Source organism: Aromatoleum evansii, from assembly GCF_012910805.1.
In the GTDB taxonomy this organism is placed as follows: domain Bacteria; phylum Pseudomonadota; class Gammaproteobacteria; order Burkholderiales; family Rhodocyclaceae; genus Aromatoleum; species Aromatoleum evansii.
In genome coordinates, this window is sequence record NZ_WTVK01000006.1 from 23,465 (window position 1) to 45,662 (window position 22,198).

Annotated in this window: 16 protein-coding genes and 1 tRNA gene; 5 read left to right on the plus strand and 12 right to left on the minus strand. The window is 64.5% G+C overall.

What is annotated here, in order from left to right:
* The first annotated feature begins 64 nt into the window (after positions 1 to 64).
* Positions 65 to 532 carry a hypothetical protein gene (locus GO615_RS04055; protein ID WP_169125768.1) on the plus strand — a complete coding sequence of 156 codons (468 nt, stop codon included), beginning with the start codon at positions 65 to 67 and terminating at the stop codon, positions 530 to 532.
* A gap of 200 nt (positions 533 to 732) precedes the next feature.
* Positions 733 to 1,209 (plus strand): MbcA/ParS/Xre antitoxin family protein, encoded by a 477-nt coding sequence (locus GO615_RS04060; RefSeq protein ID WP_169125769.1) that lies wholly within the window; start codon positions 733 to 735, stop codon positions 1,207 to 1,209.
* Positions 1,210 to 1,490: 281 nt separating this feature from the next.
* Here GO615_RS04060 and GO615_RS04065 read toward each other — a convergent pair whose 3' ends face one another.
* The 3 genes from GO615_RS04065 to GO615_RS04075 form a co-directional block, all read right to left on the minus strand.
* Positions 1,491 to 1,697: a hypothetical protein gene (locus GO615_RS04065; protein WP_169125770.1), complete on the minus strand. Its 207-nt coding sequence runs from the start codon at positions 1,695 to 1,697 to the stop codon at positions 1,491 to 1,493.
* Entirely contained in the window at positions 1,694 to 2,218 is a 525-nt protein-coding gene (locus tag GO615_RS04070) for a helix-turn-helix domain-containing protein (protein WP_169125771.1), read from the minus strand. The genes GO615_RS04065 and GO615_RS04070 overlap by 4 nt, the downstream gene beginning before the upstream one ends.
* An 887-nt stretch (positions 2,219 to 3,105) precedes the next feature.
* Complete coding sequence (locus GO615_RS04075; RefSeq protein WP_169125772.1) at positions 3,106 to 4,779, minus strand: recombinase family protein; 1,674 nt, start codon at positions 4,777 to 4,779, stop codon at positions 3,106 to 3,108.
* Positions 4,780 to 5,373: 594 nt separating this feature from the next.
* Between GO615_RS04075 and GO615_RS04080 the strand changes: the two genes are divergently transcribed.
* A complete protein-coding gene (locus tag GO615_RS04080; protein ID WP_169125773.1) occupies positions 5,374 to 7,083 on the plus strand; it encodes a tyrosine-type recombinase/integrase in 1,710 nt (569 codons plus the stop codon).
* An 11-nt stretch (positions 7,084 to 7,094) separates the two neighbouring features.
* Here GO615_RS04080 and GO615_RS04085 read toward each other — a convergent pair whose 3' ends face one another.
* The 9 genes from GO615_RS04085 to acs form a co-directional block, all read right to left on the minus strand.
* Positions 7,095 to 8,024 (minus strand): hypothetical protein, encoded by a 930-nt coding sequence (locus tag GO615_RS04085; RefSeq protein ID WP_169125774.1) that lies wholly within the window; start codon positions 8,022 to 8,024, stop codon positions 7,095 to 7,097.
* A gap of 10 nt (positions 8,025 to 8,034) precedes the next feature.
* Positions 8,035 to 9,333, minus strand: coding sequence for a site-specific integrase (locus GO615_RS04090; RefSeq protein ID WP_169125775.1), 1,299 nt, complete (start codon positions 9,331 to 9,333; stop codon positions 8,035 to 8,037).
* Positions 9,334 to 9,459: 126 nt separating this feature from the next.
* Positions 9,460 to 9,550: transfer RNA gene (locus GO615_RS04095), tRNA-Ser, on the minus strand.
* A gap of 114 nt (positions 9,551 to 9,664) precedes the next feature.
* On the minus strand, positions 9,665 to 11,722 hold the full coding sequence (locus tag GO615_RS04100; protein ID WP_169125776.1) for a sodium:solute symporter family protein: 2,058 nt from the start codon (positions 11,720 to 11,722) through the stop codon (positions 9,665 to 9,667).
* A 67-nt stretch (positions 11,723 to 11,789) separates the two neighbouring features.
* Positions 11,790 to 13,958: a 3'-5' exonuclease gene (locus GO615_RS04105; protein ID WP_169125777.1), complete on the minus strand. Its 2,169-nt coding sequence runs from the start codon at positions 13,956 to 13,958 to the stop codon at positions 11,790 to 11,792.
* Between the two features lie 3 nt (positions 13,959 to 13,961).
* Complete coding sequence (locus GO615_RS04110; RefSeq protein WP_169125778.1) at positions 13,962 to 14,333, minus strand: response regulator transcription factor; 372 nt, start codon at positions 14,331 to 14,333, stop codon at positions 13,962 to 13,964.
* 25 nt (positions 14,334 to 14,358) lie between these two features.
* Positions 14,359 to 17,118 carry a sensor histidine kinase gene (locus tag GO615_RS04115; RefSeq protein ID WP_169125779.1) on the minus strand — a complete coding sequence of 920 codons (2,760 nt, stop codon included), beginning with the start codon at positions 17,116 to 17,118 and terminating at the stop codon, positions 14,359 to 14,361.
* Between the two features lie 10 nt (positions 17,119 to 17,128).
* On the minus strand, positions 17,129 to 17,326 hold the full coding sequence (locus GO615_RS04120; RefSeq protein WP_211166953.1) for a hypothetical protein: 198 nt from the start codon (positions 17,324 to 17,326) through the stop codon (positions 17,129 to 17,131).
* A gap of 201 nt (positions 17,327 to 17,527) precedes the next feature.
* Positions 17,528 to 19,501, minus strand: a complete 1,974-nt coding sequence (gene acs / locus GO615_RS04125) for an acetate--CoA ligase (protein ID WP_169125781.1) — start codon at positions 19,499 to 19,501, stop codon at positions 17,528 to 17,530.
* 248 nt (positions 19,502 to 19,749) lie between these two features.
* On the opposite strand from acs, the gene GO615_RS04130 reads away from it, so the two are divergent.
* Positions 19,750 to 21,282: a fumarate hydratase gene (locus tag GO615_RS04130; protein ID WP_169125782.1), complete on the plus strand. Its 1,533-nt coding sequence runs from the start codon at positions 19,750 to 19,752 to the stop codon at positions 21,280 to 21,282.
* A 190-nt stretch (positions 21,283 to 21,472) separates the two neighbouring features.
* A complete protein-coding gene (locus tag GO615_RS04135) occupies positions 21,473 to 22,072 on the plus strand; it encodes a hypothetical protein (RefSeq protein ID WP_169125748.1) in 600 nt (199 codons plus the stop codon).
* The last annotated feature ends 126 nt before the right edge of the window (positions 22,073 to 22,198 follow it).

Here is a 22,198-nt window from a genome sequence, read left to right on the forward strand (position 1 = left end):
TTGACACAGCGCGCTTGATGAAGCGCGGACACGCCGCCGGTCGAAAGCATACGAGGCGGCCGTCTTGCCTGCCGGCGACCACATCCCCCGACGCGACCGCAGCGCGTGCCACCTGCCGCGCGGCCTCCCGCGCAATCCGCCGCCGCGGCTCAAGCGACAAATCGGCGACAGGATTCTCTTTCTGCACCGTGTTTCTCCCCCCGCTCCGTTCGGCGACCTGGACCGCGCTCGGCGGCAGCTCCGACCGCATCGAGGGGCGCTGGAATCGCGTTCGAATCGATATCCCCGTCGCGTCCCGGCTACGCAGACGGGTACCCTCTTCGTCACGACTCGACTTTGCACCGGGCGCACGACGAAACTCCATGACGTCAAGATCGCCAACCGGGCGGAAACCATCACGCCAAGCGCACGGGTCATCGCGGTTTCTTTCAACGGGGTGCGCATCCTGACGTCCGAGGACCATGCCCGGATCGAAGCGGCAGCGAAACGGCATAACTCCCAGAGACGGTATCCGCTCATCCCCGAAGCGTGACCCGCGTCGCGGCCTCGGCGTCAACCGGCACCCGTCGGGCCCCTGCGCTCATCGGCCGGTCCGCGCGGCTCGACGCGGCGTTGATCGGACGGTCGCGGTTGGCCGCCCAGACAACCACGCCCGGCCGGTCAGCGCGGGCGCGCTCCGGCGGCGCCGTTCGGCTAAACTTGCCCTCTCGGCCCGACTCGTCCCACCTCCCGATGTCCGCCACCCCCGAGCCCAACCAGGATCGCCGTCGCCAGCCCGCCCCGTTCGACCGGCGGGCGCTGCTGCGTCTCGATCCGATGGACAGGATCAATGTCTTGCGGGCCGGGATCGAGTCCGTCGCGCTCGTGGCGATCGCCCACGCGATCGGACGGTCGTGCCCCGAATTGATCGACCTGCTGCAACTCGCGCGCCCCTCGCCCGTCAGCACGCCGCGGAAAGGCGTCCGACTTACCACCGCGCAGAGCGAACGTGTCCTCGCCTTCCTGCGGCTGATCGAGCGCGTCGATCACATGGTGACGATCGGCAGCGACGACAGCGCCTTCGACGCGGCACGTTGGCTCGGCGATTGGCTCGCCCGCCCCTGCCCGGCGCTGGGCGGGCAACGCCCCGCCGCCCTGACCGACACGCTCGAGGGGTATCGGGTGCTCGACCAACTGCTCTCGCAAATGCTATCCGGTGCCTACGCGTAGGTCGCCAACGATGATGACGATCGCGCCGTTGTCCTCCGCCCCGGAGTCCGGTGCGCCGTGTGCATCGCGATCCCGGGCATTGTGTGGTTCGTTGTGCCAATCGGCTGATCCGGGTTGGGGGATGGCTCGCCTCGGACGCGGAAAGACCCGCCGTAGGTCGTGGACAAATGGCGCATAAACAAGGCATTAGGACCCCGTCGTGGCGGAAACGCCGGCAGTCGCGGCAGGGTTCGGCCGCGCTACCGGCACAACGAACCACACAATAGCCGCACAGGGCACCGTTAGCGCTCCGGGCGCGGCCCCGGAACGGGCGCCTCGGACGCGAGCGGCCGCGCTCCCGGACCGAAGTCTTCGACGTGGCCGTCCCTCCAGCAGGCGACCACGCGCCCCGCGGCGACCGCGTCGCGCGCGGCCCGTTGCGTCGTTTCGCGGGCCAGCCGAATGATCGTCTCCACGGGCAGGTCTGAAACGTTCGGCGCGGCGCTCATGGCCTTTTCCCGGGAGGCACGCCGGCGCCCGCGGCGTCCGCGCGGCTCGCCGCCGCGGGCCCACTGTCAATCGGCCGATCCGGCTCCCGCTCCCGTGGTCCACCGGCCGCAATCACCGCCACGATCTCCGCGAGCGAGCGATCCAGGGCCTGCGCGAGCCTGCGGCACACCGACAGCCGCGGATCCTCGGTCCCGGCCTCGAGGCGCGCCAGGACCGCTTCGGGAATCGCGCTCAACACGGCCAGGTTGCGCCTCGACAGCCCGCGCTCGAGCCGCAGGAAGGTGAGCGTCCCCGGCACCGACAGCACAGGGGCCATGCGCTTTCTGGCGTCGATCAAGCCTTGCCTCCGTTTCGGATCGGCCTCCAATGCCCGCGCCCGATCACGCACGTCGCGCCAACCCGGCCGGATCGCCCGAGGGTGCGTCACATGGGGTCCTTCGAGCGTCATCACAAAAATCGGAACGGCCCCGGCCGAGGTGTCGCACCCGGCCGCAGTGCCGAAAAACCTAATGACCTGCATGAATCGCCCTCCCCCGATCGGCATCCCCTGATGCGCAGCATTATCGTCCAGTGGACGGGCGTCGCGACGACGCCGCGGTCAGGTGATCGGGGTCCGCGCGACTTGACATTATTGCGCAAGGGCCACGCGCGGCCAGCGCGGCGCGCGCGTCCCACGGGGCGTCCTCCGCTCCCCCGCGTACCAGCGCCGCAGGGGGTCCGTCGTGCGCGCGCCCGCCCCCGGTTTCCACGCCGAGATCCAGGCGGCGTCCTCGGCGACAAACACATTGACGTTACCCCGCAAGGGTTGGACTCCGACGGATACCGTACGCCGCCCACGCGTTCGCACCCAGCCGTGAAAGATTACCGCGCGAACTGCGGCAAGCAGCGTCTGCTCGCCGTGATTACAGAAGGAGGGGCGAACATTGAAGGAGCGGGGATTGCTTGAGAATGCGCTGCAGGCGCTCACGTCCTCTCCTTGGCTTTATCGCGAACGCGCGGTCAGATCTTTTATTTTAGATTCATACACTTAATCAAATACTATTTCTTCTCCTTAGGTTCGGGGAAGGAGATATTTCCGTACTCTGCACTACGCGTGGAGCATGCGATCGCCCGCTTGACTCCGCGCAACATCGTCACTGTCGTCACGTGGGATCCATCGCCTCCCGACGTACCGTCTTGAGGACCCCAGCCTGTTTGTCAGGCCAGTTCTGTGCCGACGGCGTCTCCCGATGCGCTACCGACCCACGCCAGCCGCCGAGCTCGTACCGGGCGGCCAGCCGAGTTGCACCGTCCCAATGGGGGCACGCTGCCGAGCACAGACAAAGAAAGAAAGCGACCGGGGGATCGGCCGCAATTACTTACACCGCGCCAATCCCAGCAGGCATCGGCCCTAGCCCAGCCCACGCGCTAACATGGCGCATTATCGAACGCAACCACCTCGATATGCAGGCACTCGACGCTCCACGTCAACGGCTGTCGGGTAGCCAGTTCCAGGCGCAGCGACATTCGCACACGTTCATCAATTTGCGAGGAGGTCCCGCTCAACCAAGCAACCGCAACACCGGGCGCAAAGTCCAGCTCGAAAAGTGCGACGTGTCGGCTTTTCCGCCCCATAAACACGAAACGGGGGAAAAGTTGTGTCAGCACTGCGCGCACCGCCGGTGCATCGAGCCGGCCGTCAAGGAGTTTCGCGCCCAGCGTGGTCGCATCGACGTCCAGCTGTGCCGCAATCTCCGCGCCGCTCCAGCCGATGTGCGCCGATTCCGTGTCCTTGAGACTCCGCTCCGCTTCGCGCAATGCCGCCTTTGCTTCGTCATACTCGCGCTCGAGAATTTCGTCGGGTCCATCTGAGCGGCGTATCATGCGCGCCAGTTGCTGCGCTTCATTCTGCGCCTTCGTCACGAGACGCTTGAGGCGCGCAAGCTCTGCCGCCGGCCCGCCATCGAGCCGTTCGCGCAGCCGTGCGCGAATGAGCGCAATGCGCTCATCGTCGAAGACATGCCGCAACGCGAACCCAACCACCGCGTTGAGCCCTGCGACGGAAACCGATGGGACCCGCGTGGGCGCACCAGGCGCCCCGACGCGCGAATTGACCACACACGTACCACACGCCATCCTGGACCCCGCATTCGTGACGCTCAGCACGCTGCCGCAGCAATTGCAGTGAATGAGTCCCGACAAGTGGTTCCGGCCACCGCCGTAGCCCGTTCTGCTGATGCCAGGGCCCTGCGCAAGCTTCCAGACTTCATCACTGACTAGACGCAAGTCCGGGCGAGGAAACGGAACGATTTTCAACTGCTTTCCAGACTTCTTGGCCTGATACTTACTGAAACTGCTCGCATTCAGCCGGAACTCTCCGCAGTAAATCGGATTTTCCAGCACCCGCTGAACCGCCGCTGGCCGCCACACGCGGCCGCGACGACTTGTTTTCACGCCTGAGTCATTAAGCCACGCGGCTATCTCGGCAAACGCGGCGCCCGCCAACCGTCGCTGATACATCTCACGCACAATCTCCGCCTCGGGCTCATGAATATGCCAGACGGTCCCGACAGCCCTGCCATCCTGGGCAAATTTTCGCTCACCGCGGTATCCATAAGGCGGTTGCGCGATCATGTAGCCGCGCACCAGTTGGCCCGTCATTCCGCGAGTAACCCGGAAGCTGATGGAGCGGCTTTCTTCAGCCGCCAATACGCCATAAAGCCCTATCAGGAACCGTCCATTCGCGCTATTCGAGTCGATGCCGTTAGCGGTTATGAGCCGCACGTCCCCTCGGTCCAGACGCTCTTCTAGCTCAGCAATCTGACGATAGTTTCTGGCAAGACGGCAAAATTCATCCACGAATAAGACGTTAAATTCACCCCGGTCCCATGCCGCCAGCAGGGCCTTGTATCCCGGGCGGTTCTGCGCCTCTTCGTACTTGTAACCGGACACCTCGGCGTCCTCGAAGAAAAGAACGTGGGCAGTACTGAAGCCCTGGCGTTCCGCGAGTTCCAGACAGCGCCGTTTCTGGTCCTCAATAGAAGTGGGACTTTGGTTCTCACCCGAATACCGCAAATAGAAGGCGATGATTGTCATCAACATAATATTCACCAAATAAGCTCGGGACGTGGCTCACACAGAGCGAGCCGGCGGCCCAGGCGATGTTCGCACCACCCCCTCCATCGAGCCTCCACCCCGTATAGCCACCGTCGCAAACTTTTGAGGGTTCCCTGCTGTCCCTTCCTATTAGTCGTAATCCGCGACGATTGCAGTTGCGTGACCATCGACGCCGCCTCCGTCTCAACGCCGCGCCTTATTCCCGTCAGTCGACAAAAGACTCGCCGCAAAGAGACTTTCCGTCTCCATACAACTACCGCCTGCCCCCGCCGTCCTCCATGGACCTCGACAGCTCTCACTTTCGCCGGGACGCCTATCCGCCAACCCCGTCGCGCGGTTCGCCCTTGGCTCATGTTTGGTCGTCCTTTGATGACATGCATTTCAAATCGAGGAGCAACCGATCCAGAACGAGGTCGATTAGGCGGTCAACGACCGGCGACATCACTGCCGGTGGCTCGGGCTTGACAACTCCCCTACCCGCCTTCCTTATAGCCACATCCACGCGTTGCGCTCGCACGGGGCGACGAGGGGCTTGCTGTTTCTTGCTGGGACTCATGACGTAATGCTCCTGATGAGGTCATGCTCCGGGAAAGTCGCGCGACGGTAACTAGACTGTCCATCAGCGGCATCACCAAACTGCGCATGACCTCCGTCGCGCCGCTGAAACGGGGGGCTGCGCAACAGTCGGTGCGCAGCATGGCGGAAGGCAAATACATGACGTTCGAGAAAGCTCGCGGGCGATATGTCTTTCAAATTCGTGTCCCCCTCGACCTCAAAATGGCGTTCCATGGAAAGACGACGGTTCGGGTATCGCTCGGAAAGGTGGTGGAAGCCGAAGCAATTGAACGGGCTGCCGCCTTGGCGACCAGCTGGCAGGCAAAATTCGCCAAGGCCCGCGGCAAACTCCTGGTACCGCGAACGGCTGCCGGCGCTGAAGTCACATGCGAACTCGACAGCGATGTCGCGCAACGCGCCGTCGCAACACATCGCGCGTTGCGCGTCGCCCCCTTGCAGGGCGAACTTACGCGGCTCCGCGGCAAAGACGATACGGCCTGGTCCGAAGCCCTGTGCGTTGCGCAGGCCGACCTGGACGCTGCACGCCGAAGGCTCGCGCGCGGGCAGCACAATGATGCGGTGACCGCGCTGGGAGAACTCAAATCGGCCTATGCACTCAAGTTTCGCCACACGGAAGACAGCCTCGTCGATTTCGCCGAACGCTGGAATGCCGACGCGGCGATCTTGGCTGAAGAGTGGCTCATGGTCCTTCATGGACGCCAGTCGCTCGACCGCCTCGTCGTGCCATCCGACGCGAAGCTGCCGCTCACCCGCTTCTTCGGCACCTGTGCGCAGACGCTGGCGGTGAGCTGGCGCGATCGCCTCGCAAGCGTCGGAAAAACTACCCGTCTCAAGACCTTTGAAAAATACCAGCGCATAGCCGACGATTTGCACACGGTGGTCGGCGAGCGGCCAGTCGAGGTACTTCGCGCCGGTCATGTCGCTGAGCTGACCGCGGTCTGGCGTAGCCGGGGCAATTGCACGACAACGATTACCGACAAGCTGCGTATTCTCGCCAGCCTGCTGCGCCCTGTCAGCGAAGCCGCGGCCGATGTGTGCCGACACGCCGTTCCCCGCACCCATCTCGGACGCGTACGTCGACGCCCGTTCAGCGCTGAGCAGCTCGCCACGTTGCGCTCCATCTATGCATCGAGCGATACGGCGTGCAGCGACGACCTGCACCTCGTCGACCTCATGACGCTGACCGGTGCTCGCCTGGGTGAGCTGCTTCAATTGCATACCGAGCAGCTCACCCGCACCGACCACGGATGGGTTGTCGCGTTTCGCGAGCGCGGCCAGGCCCGCCTTAAAACCTCGACGTCCGAGCGCGACTTGCCGATCAGCACACGCTCGATGGCGGACCTCGATGGATGGCTGACCGCGCGCAAGGCAGCGGGCGGACAATTGTTTGCGGACAGCGCCCCGGATCGCTATGGACACTACGGGGCTGCCGAAAGCAAACGGCTCAACCGAACGTTGCGCGAGCACTTCGCCGACAGGCGGCTCGTGCTGCAAAGCATTCGTAATACAGTCGGCCAGACGCTGCGACGCGCGAACGTCGACCCACGCATCAGGAGGCGTTATCTCGGCCATGCAGACATTGACGTTCACGACAAGTATTACGACCCCGCAGAATTGCTCGGCGCGACCGACCTGATGGCGGCGACGCCGATACTGGGCGAACTGGTCACCCGGATACGCGGAACATCACCGTTTCCGGGGGCTCAGGCATAAGGGGGGGACGGTCAACTCGTCGAGGAGCTTCCGCCACCCGCACCCGGCTCGTATCGCAAAAGATCTGCGACCACTAGCGGACGAGATTTCAACTCAATCCCTGCCGCGTCCAATGTGCGTCGCAATTGCAGCACAAGCGCGACAACATGCAGGGAGGTTCGCAAGAGGTCGCAATTAATAACAAACACCCTCGACTCTCTCGCATCAGCTGATGACGATCCATCCCCTTCGCCGGGCAATCCCGGTCGCAGAAGGAGCTCGACTTCGTAGTCGGGCAAGGTGAATTTCACGGAGGCAGGAATCTGACCGGGTAACCGCACGGCGGGAGCGCAAAAGCGCAGACCGTAGATTTCCAGATAACGCGCGACAACGAGGCATGCGACGTCAAATACCGGACCGCCGAGGGTCTCCCAGCCCTGCAAAGGCCGTGGCGGCAGCAGTCCGGCAATCTCCGATAACCATCCGCGGTCACACACTTCCTGGACGCCAGAAAGATCTATCTGCAGCCAGGCATCGAGCGTGGAGTAATGCCGTATGTAATCGACAAACTCAGCGACTTTTGTTGGCGGGTCGAAACTCGTCGCATCGAACCCTGCGAGAGCCATTACCTGTTCGAAATCCCCAGCGGCAAGAAGCCGATGACAAAGCTCGGGATAGTCGAACAAGACTTCACTCGGGTTGGAGCAAGCGCGATTGAGCAACACCGCCGCAATGTCAAACACGCGCAGCTCATTGATCGAAGTAATCTCAAACGTTGTCGGCCAGCCCAAGATCGATGCAATGCGGCGGCGCAGTTGCGGAGCTTCGCGCAGCTTGGCCCACGCCGCGGGTTCCAGCACGGCGAGTTCGATGAAGCTCTGGACCTCGCACCTGCGCAGCCAGTCGATCCAACGGATGAGTTGCTCACTCTCGCTGCCTTCGATTTCAATCCAATGCGTCATAGCTTGGCCCTCACGAAAGCACGCGCGGCAGCGCGACGGGCAGTCTCACCGCAGCGATCGCGCTCACGAGGGGCGCCAGCGGCATCTCACCGTACTGCCGGCTGATACTCGCTGACACGTGCCCGGTCAGCGCGTCATGGACGTCCTCAGGGATCATGGCGGCGCGGCAAAGTGTCTTGAACGTATGTCTAAAACTATGAAAGACGACGGTCGGATCCGAAATGCCGAGACCTGATCGAGTACGCAGGTAGCGCTGGAACCACTTTCCCCAATTGCCGCCCCTGCGTCCGTCATGATCCGGCTCTAGAGCAGGGAACAGCCATTTGCTGCCGGCCTCCCCGATTGCCTCGACATAGTCGAGCAGCCCGCCCCGGATCAAGTCTGGATGCAGTGGCACCGTGCGCCGCGATCCTTCATTCTTCACCCGCTGCTCGGGGTCTTCGTCGGTGATCCGCATTACGGGACCGTTGGAACTATCGACGTAAATGTCGCTGCTTCTGAGCTGCGCGATTTCCTCGAGCCTTGCGCCTGTCGCGAGCGCAATCATCGGAAGCCAAGCACATGCTTCTCCGCCGCCGCCGATTGGTCGAAATCCCTGCGAATAAACCTTCGAACTGAAAATTCGCGTCAATTCAGCGACGGTAAACGCGCGACGAACGAGCGTGGGCACCTTGGCTTTCGGAATCTTTAACCCGCGCGCGACGTTTTCGGAAAGCAAGCCCGCATCGAAGCCCACTTGGAGTAAGGTGGAGATGAAGCCGATTTTCTTGCTGACCGTTGCCCTGGCCAGTTTCTTGTCGAGCAAGTGATCGCGGAACGCCGCTACGTCTGACCGCCCCAGTTCCGCTGCCTGCACTTTCGTGAACTGACGGAAGACCCTAATCGCCGCCTGCATTTCGCGTTCTGTGCTCGCCTCGCGGGTACGGTCGATTCTCTTCCATGTATCGAAGAGCTCATCGTCCGAGACCGACTTCGCATGCAACGGTCGAATGATCTGAGGAGTGACGAAACCGGCGGACGGGGCTACTGGCGCCAGTCTCTGTTGAACTCCCAAGGGCTCCAAAGGCGGGCTCTCAAGGCCGCCTTCTGCGATCAGGCTGACTCCGGCAAGGTCAATTCGCGCCGTCTCGTGTGCCGTCGAAAAGCGTGCCAACCAGTCGCTGGCAAGACGCAAAGCGATCGGACGGGCAATGCCGCGGTCCGCCGTCTGCAGGTTGACGCGGATAATCTGCCCGAACTGGGCAACTAATGCTGCGGGAACACGAATTTGGAAATAGTAAGAACCATGGTGTAGTGCGAGGTAGCTCATGCAGCTTCTCCAATAGTTGAGAAAAGCTGCGAGCGTCACCTGTACGCCAGGTTGTAACACCCGAGGCGAAACCGGAGTTCCCGGTTTCGCTAGAACCTACGCCACTTACGGCCTAGGTGGTGTTACTGGCGGAGAGAGCGGGATTCGAACCCGCGTCAGGGTATTACCCTGAACACGCTTTCCAGGCGTGCGACTTAAACCACTCATCCATCTCTCCGTGGAAGGCGCGCATTGTAGCAGAACGCCCGCGATAAGAAACCCCACTTTCGCCATCATTTCCCTTCCGCCGCAAATCTCCCCTACTCCCCCGGGCAGGCGCAGCGCGCGGGTCTTACTTCGACTCCGTGAAGATGCCCGGATCATCTGCAGGCAGCCGCGGGTAGCGTACGTAATCGACCAGCGCCCGCACCTCTGCCGGCGGAGGCGGAGTGAGCAGGCTGACGAGGACGATCGTGAGGAAACCCAGCGGCACGCCGAACACGCCGCTCGAAATCGGGCTGATGTCGAACCACGCGTTCTCCATCGAGCCGCCGAAGAAGGCATGCGTGCGGACGAAGTAGTAGATGGTTACGGCCGGCCCCGCGAGCATGCCTGCAACGGCGCCGGGCCGGTTCGCGCGCTTCCAGAAGATGCCCAGCACGAGCGCGGGGAAGAAGGCCGCCGCGGCAATCGAAAAGGCCAGCCCGACCATGAACAGGATGTTGTCCGGGCGCAAGGAGGCGACCCACGCGGCCACCACGGCGACCACCAGCAATTGCGACTTGGCGATGACCAGCCGGCGCTGCGTGCTGGCACCCGGGTTGATGACCTTGTAGTAGAGGTCGTGCGACAGCGCATTGGAGATGGTAAGGAGGAGGCCGTCGGCGGTTGACAGTGCGGCAGCCAGGCCGCCCGCGGCGACGAGACCCGAGATGACGTAGGGCAAGCCGGCGATCTCGGGCGTCGCGAGCAGGATCACGTCGGTGTTGAGGCTGAGTTCGGCCAACTGGAGGATACCGTCGCCGTTGATGTCCTCGATGTTCACCATGCCCACCTTGCCCCATGAGACGAGCCAGTTCGGCAGCATCGCAATGCTGGTGCCGATGAGGTTGTTGTACACCTCCCACTTCGCGAACACCGCGTAGGCCGGCGCCGTGACGTACAGGAGGAAGATGAAGAACAGCGCCCAGAAAACCGATTTGCGCGCCTCGACCACGCCGGGCGTGGTGTAGTAGCGCATGAGCACGTGAGGCAGCGCGGCGGTCCCGACCATCAGCACGAAGACCAGCGCGAGGAAGTTGTTGCGTGCGGCCTCGCGCCGCTCCGGCGTATCGCCAGGGTGGGCCTGGGCGTGCCGCGGCGGGGGGCGCGACCGCTCGATCGCGTCGACCCGCGCCCGCTCCCAGAGTTGGCGAGCCTGCTCGGGCGTGCGCGGAAGATCGCGCAGCGCACGCTCCATGTGTGCGATGTCGCGCGCCGGGGCGTTGTTCAGGCGCAATGCGTTGAGGCGCTCGATGAGCTCGCGCCGCTCCGCGTCGAGCGAATCGGGCAGATGCTCGATCTTGGCAACGTAATCACTGGCACGCTGCTTGAACTGCTTGCGCACCGCCACCTCTGCGTCGTCGGTGAGCAGCTCGCTTTCCTTCTCGGAGAGATTGCCGAGCACCGTGCCGTACATGGCCGGCGCGACCGGTATGCCGGTGACCTTGTAGGAAAGGATCGTGACCGGCACGAGGTAGGCGACGATCAGGATCACGTACTGGGCGACCTGCGTCCAGGTCACAGCCCGCATGCCGCCGAGGAAGGAGCACACGAGGATGCCTGCGAGGCCGACGAAGAGTCCGATCTCGAACTCGACGCTGACGAAGCGACTGGTGATCAGGCCGACCCCGTAGATCTGCGCAACCAGATAGACGAAGCTGGCGATGACGGCGGCGACCAGGCCCACGACGCGCGCGGCGTTGCCCTGGTAGCGCGCCCCGAGGAAGTCCGGAATCGTGTATTGACCGAACTTGCGCAGGTAGGGGGCGAGCAGGAGCGCAACGAGCACGAAGCCGCCCGTCCACCCGGTGACGAAGGCAAGCCCCTCGAAGCCGGAGAAGTACAGCGTGCCGGCGAGGCCGATGTACGAGGCCGCGCTCATCCAGTCGGCTGCTGTCGCCATGCCGTTGAACATGGCAGGCACGCGGCGCCCCGCGACGTAGTACTCGGACACGTCGGCAGTGCGGCTCATCACGCCGATGCCGGCGTAGATCGCGATGGTCGCGAACAGGAAGACATGCCCGATCACGCCCGGCGACATGCCCATCTGCTCGCCGATCGCCAGCACCCCGACGAAGCCGATGAAACTGAGCGTATACCAAAGGTAGTACCGGCGCAGGCGGCGCGCGAAGGGCGACGGTCCGGTCATGCGGGCAGTCGTCCGTTCGGGCGGCGCAACGCAGATCCCGAGGATTCACGCCGCGAGGGTTCGGCCTTCAATACTTCACCCTCGCGTAGTACGACTTCTCCGCGGCTTCGCGCGCCTGGCGCAGGGTGCGGATGCCCATTGCCGCGAGCAGCGGAATCATCTTCAGGAAGACCTCCGCGGTGACGATCGCATCGCCCAGGGCCGTGTGCCGCCCGAGGATGGGCAGGTTGAGCCGTTCGGCGATCGCCTCGAGGCGGTGCGATTCCTGATTCGGGTGAATGACCGCGGACAGCAGCAAGGTGTCGAGCACGGGCTGGTCGAAGCGGATGCCGGTCGCTTTCTCCTTCAGCTGCAGGAAGCGCATGTCGAATGCCGCATTGTGCGCGATCAGCACCGTGTCCTCGGCGAACGCATGGAATGCCGGCAGCACGGCCTCGATGGTGGGCTGGTTCTTGAGCATGTCCTGGGTGATGCCGTGGATCTGCACCGACTCCGGCGACAGGTAACGGCACGGATCCACGAGCTGCTCGAACGACTCCTGGCGCAGCAGCTTGCCATTGACGATGCGGGTGGCGCCGATCTGGATGATCTCGTCGCCCTGCGAGGGGTTGAGTCCGGTCGTCTCGGTGTCGAAAACGGTGTAGGTCAGCTCGGTGAGCAGGCGGTCGTCCAGCGCACGCGACTTGTCGGACCAGTTGAAGAGGTCGAAGTCGTAGTATTCGGGCCGGCTTTCGCCCTTCAGGATCGTCGCCTCATCGAGCTGCTCCTGCGGCACGGCCGCCGGCAGCAGGATGCGGAAGAACGCGCGGTGACGGACCTTCTCGCGCTCCAGCCACATCTCGCCGTCGTGACGCTCGATGACGTCGCGCACCGTCAGGGGGCTGTTCTCGTCGCCAAAGCGCATCGGCTCGAGTTCCCAGCTCATCACGGTCTCGGTGCTCATCGCCTGGCCGGACCAGATGAGGTCGAGGTGGACCAGGCGACCCGCTGCGCTCAGGCGGAAACGCACCTCGCGCACCTCGAACTCGTCCGAGAGGCGGTTCGCCAGGTACGTCAGCGCCTGCAGCAGCGAGAAGCTGTCGACCTTGACCCACAGCGTCTCGTCGACCTCTTCCAGTTTCGTCGGCAAGCGGACGACGTTCTCGATGCGGCGTTGCACGGCGGCGATGAGGTCGGCCCCGAGCATCTCCTCGAGCGGCCAGCGCGCCTTGAGGGAGTCGGCGAATTCGTTGGCGGTCTCGTCGAGCCGCGTGCTCATCGCCCGCACCTCGTCGCGGATCACGGTGCGGAAACGCTCGCGCAGGTCTTCCTGCAGATCGGGATACTCGAGCATCTCGGCCGCGGCGCGCACGTTGGCGAGCGCGGCGCGGTTGCCTTCGGTGAGCGTATGCAGCATCTGGTCGCGCTTCGATTCCGTCTCGAAGGTGCGCGTGATGTTGTCGAGCATGAGGATGAAGCCGGTGATGGCCCGCTCGCCACCCTCCCCCTGCGTCACGGAAAGCACCGGCGCCATCTGCGCCCGCAGCAGCTGGCCGGCACGCGTGGTCGTGACGAAGTTCGCGACCGGCTGGGTCGCGCTGCGCCGCAGCCGATGCTGGATGCTTTCCAGCGCGTGATTGACGAGATTGCGCTCGAACACCGCATAGATCGAACGCCCGAGCCCGATCAGCTCGCCACCGCCAGCGACTGCCGGCGCGTCGGACAAGGCGCGGAACTGCTGCCGAGCGCGGTGGTTGTAGAGCAGGATGCGGCCGTCGAGGTTGCACACGACTACGCTCTGCGTGAGCTCCGACATGAGGGCCGCGAGGCGGTTCTTCTCCTCCTCGACGGAGTGCTTGGCCTGCGAGATCTGCGCCTCGACATCCTGCAGCAACTCGTCGCGCTGCTGCGCCAAAGCGTTCACGGCCTGCGAGAGCGCCTGCACCTCGGGCGGCCCCTCGGGCTTGACGCGGAATTCGTGATTCGCGCCGAGCATCAGCTTGAGGTGCTCCTCCATGCGCAGGAGCCCCCGGACATATTGCCGGAACAGGTTGCGCACGACCGCCATGCCGACCGCGAAACCGGCGATGGTCATCAGCGTACCCAGCGGCAGGTGCGGCACGACCGCGTCGATGAGGCGCCCGCGGTCGGCCTCGCCCGCTTCCAGCCACACCAACCCGGCCGTCAGCACGAAGGGGCCCGTCATCAGCAACGCGAGGATGCACACCGCGAGGATGAAACGCGCACGAGCGGTCATCCGTCAGTGCTCCGCAAGCATGCTGCGTACGCGCTCCACGAGTTCCTTGGTCGAGAACGGCTTGGTCATGTAGGCGTCCGCCCCGAGGGCCAGCCCCTTCGCGACCTCGGTGTCGCGCCCCTTGGCGGTCAGCATCAGGATGCGCACCGACTGCAGCTCGGGATTGGACTTAACCTCCTGGCACACCTCGAAACCGCTCTTCTTCGGCATCATCACGTCGAGCAGCACGAGATCGGGCTTCTCGGAGCGGATGCGCCGCGCCGCCTCGTCGCCGTCACTGGCGATGCTCACTTCGTAGCCCTCGCGCTTCATGAGGAACTCGAGTGAAATGACAATGTTCTGTTCGTCGTCGGCAATCAGTATTTTTTTGGCCATGCTCTCCCCTTTCCTTCCTCGTATTCTAAGTCATTGCGCGGTCCGGGCCGTTGCCGGCCTCGGGCGACAGCGGCAGGACGAAGCTGAACGTGGCGCCTTCTCCCGGTCTTGACTGCACCCACAGCCTGCCGCCGAAGTGCTCGACGATCTGCCGGCTGATCGGCAATCCAAGCCCGGTGCCCTGCGGACGCGAGCGCTCGTCGCCGCCCTGGCGGAACTTCTCGAAGATCACCCCCAGCTGCTCCGGCGCGATACCGGGTCCGTTGTCGGTCACATCCACGCGGACCTGGCCCACATCGCACGTCAGCCGCACACGCGCCACGCCGGCATCGGTCGGCACGAACTTCGCCGCATTGGAAATCAGGTTCAACAGGACCTGCAGCAAGCGGTCGCGATCGGCGCGCAGGCGAGGCGCGCTGTCGGGAAGGTCCAGCTCGAGCAAGGCCCCGCGGTCGCGGAACAACTGCTCGGTGGTCTCCACGGCATGCGCCACCAGTTCGCGCATGTCGATGTCGGTGTTGTGCCATTCGGCATGGCCCGACTCGATCTTCGCCATGTCCAGCACCTGATTCACCAGCCGCGTCAGGCGTTCCGTCTCGGAGACGATGATGCCGAGGAAGCGTTTGCGGTCCTTGAGGTCGATCCTGGGATCGTCCAGCAGCATCTCCGAAAACGCGCGGATGGAGGTAAGCGGAGTGCGCAGTTCATGCGTCACCGAGGACATGAAATCGTCCTTGAGCCGGTCGAGCTCCTGCAGACGTTCGTTGGCGGCCCGCAGTTCGGCGGTTGCCGCCTCCAGCGCCTGCGACTTCTCCTCCAGCTCGTGCGAATACGCACGCACCTGCGAGGCTTCGTCGAGGATATCCATCACCTCGTCCAGCCCGAGCGGCTCCTCCTGCACCACGGACGACACCATCACGCGCGCGGATGCACTGCCGATGGCGCCGGCCAGCTGGGTTTCGGCAAACTGCACCAGCCCGGCGTCGGGTTTCAGTTCGGCGATGCTGGCAACACCACGTTCGCGCGCGTACGACTCGAACATCCGACGAGCCCGCTCCGCGCCCAGAAAGCGCGCCACGAGCGGCTGCAGGTCCTGAACCTGCGCGCTGCCGCGCCAGAAGGTCGCCGGGGCGTCCTGTCCGCGGCTGAAGACGTCGACGAAGAGCGTCGCCTGCGTCGCCTCCTGCCCCGTGGGCACGCGTGCGAGCGACACGAGCACGTAGCATGCGATGTTCGCGGTCAGGCTCCAGAACAGCGCATGGCTGATGCTGTCCAGCCCTGCCAGGCCGAAGAGCTGTTCGGGGCGCAGGTAATCGAATCCGAACAGTCCCTGGTCGAGGAAGGCCCGGTCCAGCCAGCCGGACTTCGCCACGGAGGGCAGCATCAGGGTATAGGCCCACACGACGAAGCCCGCCAGCAGGCCGGCGAGCGCGCCTTCGCGGGTGCCACCGCGCCAGTACATGCCACCCAGCATCGCCGGCGCGAACTGCGCGACCGCGGCGAAGCTGATCAACCCGATGCTCACCAGCGCGTAGGCCTCGCCGGCGAGGCGGAAATACAGGTAGCCCAGCAGCAGCACGACGACGATCGCGCCGCGACGAATGCCGAGCAGAAGTCCGGTGAGGTCCGGATGGTCGCTGCGCTTGAAGCGCTCCGTGCTCAGCAGCAGCGGCATCACGAGGTCGTTGCACACCATCGTCGACACGGCGATCGTCTCGACGATGACCATGCCCGTCGCAGCGGAAAGACCACCGATGAAGGCCAGCAGCGCGAGTGCGCTTTCGCCATGCGCCAGCGGCAGGGAAAGGACGAAAGTGTCGGGATCGACGGTGCCCCGGCCGAAATACAGCAGTCCCCCCAGCGCGATCGGCAGCACGAAGATGTTGATCAGCAGCAGGTAGCCGGGAAAAAGCCAGGTCGCGCGGCGCAGGTGCTGCTCGTTCACGTTCTCGACGACCGTCACCTGGAACTGGCGCGGCAGGAAGATCACCGACAGCATCGCGAGCAGCGTCAGCGCGAACCAGCCGCCGTAGCCCGCCGAGCTCGCGGTCCTGAGACTCAGCAGGGCCGCGAGCTCGGGATCCGCAAAGGCGCGCGCGAAGATGTCGTCGAATCCTTCATACACGCTCCAGGTGACGAAGCCGCCGACGATGAGGAAGGCCAGCAGCTTGACGACCGACTCGAACGCGATCGCCGCAACCATGCCTTCGTGGCGTTCTGCGGCGTCGAGGTGGCGGGCGCCGAACAGCACCGTGAACAGCGCGAGCGTCAGCGCGACATACAGCGTGCCGTCATTGAACCAGCTCGCCGCGGCAAAAGGAAAGACGCCACTGTTGTCGCTGCCCGTGAGCACGGAATAGCCGCTGGAGATCGCCTTCAGTTGCAGCGCGATGTAGGGCACCATGCCGACCACCGCGATGATGGTCACCAGGCCGCCCAGCAGGTGGCTCTTGCCGTAGCGGCTGGCGATGAAGTCGGCGATCGACGTGATGCGGTAGGTGCGCGAGATGCGGATCATCTTCAGCAGCACCACCCAAGACAGACTCATCGCAAGCGTCGGCCCGAGGTAGATCGGCAGGAACCACACCCCGCCGGATGCCGCACGCCCGACACTGCCGAAATAGGTCCACGCCGTGCAGTACACGGCGAGCGACATCGCGTAGGTCCACGGATTCGCGATGATCGAGCGTCCCTGCTCCGCACGCCGGTCGCCGTACCAGGCGACCGCGAACAGCACCAGCAGGTACGCGAACGATGCGGCGACTACGACGGTGCCCGACAGCATCCCCGCCTCCTCAACGTGCGCCGCGTTCGGCAATCCACGCGACCACCGCGATCAGCAGCGCCCAGACGATGAACAGGCAGGCCCACAGCATCGGCATGCCGAAGAAGGGTTCGGACCTGTCGAGCAGGGACAGCACGGGATAGTTGAACAGCAACGCTCCGCCCAGGAACGTCGCGACGAGCCTCTGACCAGCCAGACCTCTGCGCATCATGTCTCCCTCATGATGACGATGGCTACCCGGAGTATACCGGGGCCCGCCCGGGCCCTCGCGAAGCGATCTCCCGGGCAGGAAAAAAAAGGCGCGCTTGCGCGCGCCTTCTCCTCCTCCCACTGCCGGCTCGCGCCGGCTTGCCTCAATTATTCTTATGCGGGGCCGGTCTCTCGCGGACCGGTCTCCCGTCATGAAGGGTCAGCCCGCGGCTTGCTTGAGCTGGTCCAGGATCGCCGGGTTCTCGAGGGTCGACGTATCCTGGGTGATCTCCTCACCCTTCGCCAGCTGACGCAGCAGCCGGCGCATGATCTTGCCCGAACGGGTCTTCGGCAGGTTCTCGCCGAAACGGATGTCCTTGGGCTTGGCGATGGGTCCGATCTCGTGGCCGACCCAGTTCTGCAGGTCCTTGATCATCGCCTTGGCGTCTTCACCGGTCGGACGCGCCCCCTTGAGCACGACGAAGGCGACGATGGCCTCGCCCGTCAGGTCGTCCGGACGGCCCACGACCGCGGCCTCGGCAACCTTCTCGTGTGCCACGAGCGCCGATTCGATTTCCATCGTGCCCATGCGGTGGCCCGAGACGTTCAGCACGTCGTCGATGCGGCCGGTGATCGTGAAGTAGCCGGTTTCCTTGTCGCGGATCGCGCCGTCGCCGGCCAGATACAGCTGGCCCTTGAAGTCGTCCGGGTAGTAGGACTTCTTGAAGCGCTCGGGATCGCCCCAGATCGTGCGGATCATCGACGGCCACGGACGCTTGACGACGAGGATGCCGCCCTGCCCGTTCGGCACTTCGGTACCCGTCTCGTCCACCACGGCGGCGATGATGCCCGGGAAGGGCAGCGTGCAGGAGCCCGGCACCAGCGGCGTCGCGCCCGGCAGCGGGGTGATCATGTGGCCGCCGGTTTCGGTCTGCCAGAAGGTATCGACGATCGGGCAACGGCCGCCGCCGACGTTCTCGTGGTACCACTCCCACGCGGCCGGGTTGATCGGCTCGCCCACCGAGCCGAGGATGCGCAGGCTCGACAGGTTGTAGTTCTTCGGATGGACGGTCGGGGTGTTCTCCGCGGCCTTGATCAGCGAGCGGATCGCGGTCGGCGCGGTGTAGAAGATGTTGACCTTGTGGTCCTGGATCATCTTCCAGAAGCGGCCGGCGTCCGGGTAGGTCGGCACGCCTTCGAACACGATCTCGGTTGCGCCGCAGGCGAGCGGGCCGTAGGTGATGTAGGTGTGACCGGTGACCCAACCGATGTCCGCGGTGCACCAGAAGACGTCGTTCGGCTTGATGTCGAACGTGTACTTCATGGTCAGGATCGCGTGCAGCAGGTAGCCGCCGGTCGAATGCTGGACGCCCTTCGGTTTGCCCGTGGAGCCAGAGGTGTAGAGCAGGAACAGCGGATGCTCGGCATCGACCCATTCCGGCTCGCAGGTTTCGGCCTGGCTGGCGCAGACCTCATGGAACCACTTGTCGCGGCCCTCGACCATCGTGCAGGCACCGCCGGTGCGCTGGACGACGACGACGTTCTTGATGGACTCGCAGCCACCCATGCCGAGCGCTTCGTCGGCGATCGGCTTCAGCGGCAGCGCCTTGCCGCCGCGGAACTGGCCGTCGGAGGTGATCAGCGCAACGGCGCCGGCGTCGTTGATGCGGTCGCGCAGCGCCTGGGCGGAGAAGCCGCCGAAGACGATGGAATGGGTCGCGCCGATGCGGGCGCAGGCCTGCATCGCGACGACGCCTTCGATCGACATCGGCAGGTAGATGACGACGCGGTCGCCCTTCTTGACGCCCATGTCGCGCAGCGCGTTGGAGAACTTGCAGACACGCGCCAGCAGGTCCTTGTAGGTGACGCGGGTGACTTCGCCGTTGTCGGCTTCGAAGATCAGCGCGACCTTGTCGCCGAGCCCGTTATTGACGTTGCGGTCGAGGCAGTTGTAGGAGACGTTCAGCTGACCGTCGGCGAACCACTTGAAGAAGGGGGCGTTGCTCTCGTCCAGGACCTGGGTGAAAGGCTTTTTCCACTCGACCAATTCGCGGGCCTGACGCGCCCAGTAGCCCTCGTAATCGTCCTCGGCTTCCTTGCACAGCGCGCGGTAGGCGTCCATGCCCGACACCGCGGCGTTCTTGACCATCTCTTCCGACGGGTAATACAGACGGGGCTGCTGTTCGTTCGACATACTGACCTCTCCTCAACTATTCAAAGTAATTGAAGCGCCCTGCCGGGCCGACCGGTCGAGCCGGTCTTGTTAGTCGTTCGCTGAAGATGCTGCTTTCGCGATCTGGTCCGCATTTAAGGCTGTGTATCTTACACAGGACTTACACCCATCCGCCGTGGAACATTGCCCATTCCGGTGGGACTTCACGGGCTGCGGGCTGCTAGAATTGCGCCCCTACCGAGTGACCCGGCCTTACCAGGAGATGCGCCATGACCGTGATTCGCGAAGAAGACCTGATCCAGTCCGTCGCGGATGCCTTCCAGTACATCAGCTACTACCACCCGCTCGACTACATCAAGGCTCTGGGCGAAGCGTGGGAACGTGAGGAGAGCCCCGCCGCGAAGGATGCGATCGCGCAGATCCTGACGAACTCGCGCATGAGCGCCGAAGGCCATCGCCCGATCTGTCAGGATACGGGCATCGCCGTGGTGTTCCTCAAGGTGGGCATGAACGTGAAGTGGGACGCGAAGATGAGCGTCCAGGACATGGTCAACGAGGGCGTGCGCCGCGCGTACAACAATCCGGACAACAAGCTGCGCGCGTCGGTGCTGCTCGACCCCGCCGGCAAGCGCCAGAACAGCAAGGACAACACCCCGGCCGTCGTGCATTACGAGATCGTCCCGGGCGACCACGTCGAAGTGATCTGTGCCGCCAAGGGCGGCGGCTCGGAGAACAAGACCAAGTTCTACGCGCTGAACCCGTCCGACTCGATCGTCGACTGGGTGCTGAAGACCGTGCCGACGATGGGCGCCGGCTGGTGTCCGCCGGGCATCCTCGGTATCGGCATCGGCGGCACGCCCGAGAAGGCGATGCTGCTGGCGAAGGAATCGCTGATGGCGCCGGTCGACATCCACGAACTGAAGGACAAGGCCGCCTCGGGCGCGGCACTGACCCGCGTCGAGGAACTGCGCCTCGAGCTCTACGAGAAGGTCAATGCGCTGGGCATCGGCGCGCAGGGCCTGGGCGGCCTGACGACCGTGCTCGACGTCAAGATCATGGACTACCCGACGCACGCGGCGAGCCTGCCGGTAGCGATGATCCCGAACTGTGCGGCGACCCGCCACGTGCATTTCGAGCTCGACGGCTCGGGCCCGGCGAAGCTGGAAGCGCCGAAGCTGGAGGACTGGCCGGACGTGACCTGGCAGGCCGACACCAAGGTCGCCACGCGCGTGAACCTGGACACGCTGACGAAGGAAGAAGTCGCGTCGTGGAAGCCGGGCCAGGTGCTGCTGCTCAACGGCAAGATGCTCACGGGCCGCGACGCCGCGCACAAGCGCATCCAGGACATGCTGGCGAAGGGCGAGAAGCTGCCGGTCGACTTCACCAACCGCGTGATCTACTACGTCGGCCCGGTCGACCCGGTGCGTGACGAGGTCGTCGGTCCCGCCGGCCCCACCACCGCGACGCGCATGGACAAGTTCACGCGCATGATGCTCGAGCAGACCGGACTGATCTCGATGGTCGGCAAGGCCGAGCGCGGCCCGGCGGCGATCGAGGCGATCCGCGACAACAAGTCGGCCTACCTGATGGCGGTCGGCGGCGCGGCCTACCTCGTCGCCAAGGCGATCAAGAGCGCGAAGGTCGTCGGCTTCGCCGATCTGGGCATGGAAGCGATCTACGAGTTCGACGTTCAGGACATGCCGGTGACCGTCGCCGTCGACTCCAACGGCACCAGCGTGCACAACACCGGCCCGAAGGAGTGGCAGGTGAAGATCGGCAAGATCCCGCTCGCGACCGCCTGACCCGCGCGCGGACAGCAAGCTCGCGAAGCCCGGCCGCTCACGCGATCGGGCTTTTTTTCGTCCTCGCAGTCGACGGGCATCACATCCCGATACATCTGCAGCCCTTCACGCGCTTGACCTTCAAGGCCACCGGCCCCTAAAGTTCGGACATGTGGGATTTTTTCCCACCTGCAAACCTGAGGAGAAAGCGATGAAACTTCATCCCGGAATTTCCGTTTCGTTTTACGCCGCGGCAGCCCTCGCCTTCGGGCTGCATACCAGCCTCGCCTCCGCACAGGAGGTCACGGCTACCACCACGACAGCCGCCGAAGTCGAATCCACCGACGCCACCGTGTCGACGGACGCTACCGCGAGCGCAGCGGTTTCCCGCACGCAGGGCGCCATGCCCCAGCACAGCGTGGAGACCGTCCTCAACGCCGATGGCACAACTACGGTGACCCGCACGCGCACCCTGAGCGCCACCGGTGCCGCACCGGCCCGCGTGCGCACCAAGGAAATGACGTTCAACGCCGACGGCGGCCTCGCGAGCCAGACGACCACCGAGGTGCGCACGGCTGCAGACGGCACGGTGCTGAGCGAACGCAGTTCCAGCCGGACCACCGCCGAGGGCGAAGTCGCGCGCACGCGCAGCGACTCGCACCGTGCCGCGGTCGAACGGCCCGACAACGCGGAGCGCATCGCCCGCGCCGAGCGCCCCGAGAAGCTCGAGCGGTTGGAGCGGCTCGAACGCGTGGAGCGCCCCGAGAAGCCCGAGCGGCTCGAGCGCATCGAGCGTCGCGTACGCGACTGATCGGGATCGCCATCGGATGCCCGCGTGCTCCTCGTACCACGGTCGGGGCACGCCGGGCGATCACATGCGGGGTCAGGCCCAAGTCCGCGGCGGGGATGGGAAGCGAACCCCGCATTGCATGGAAAT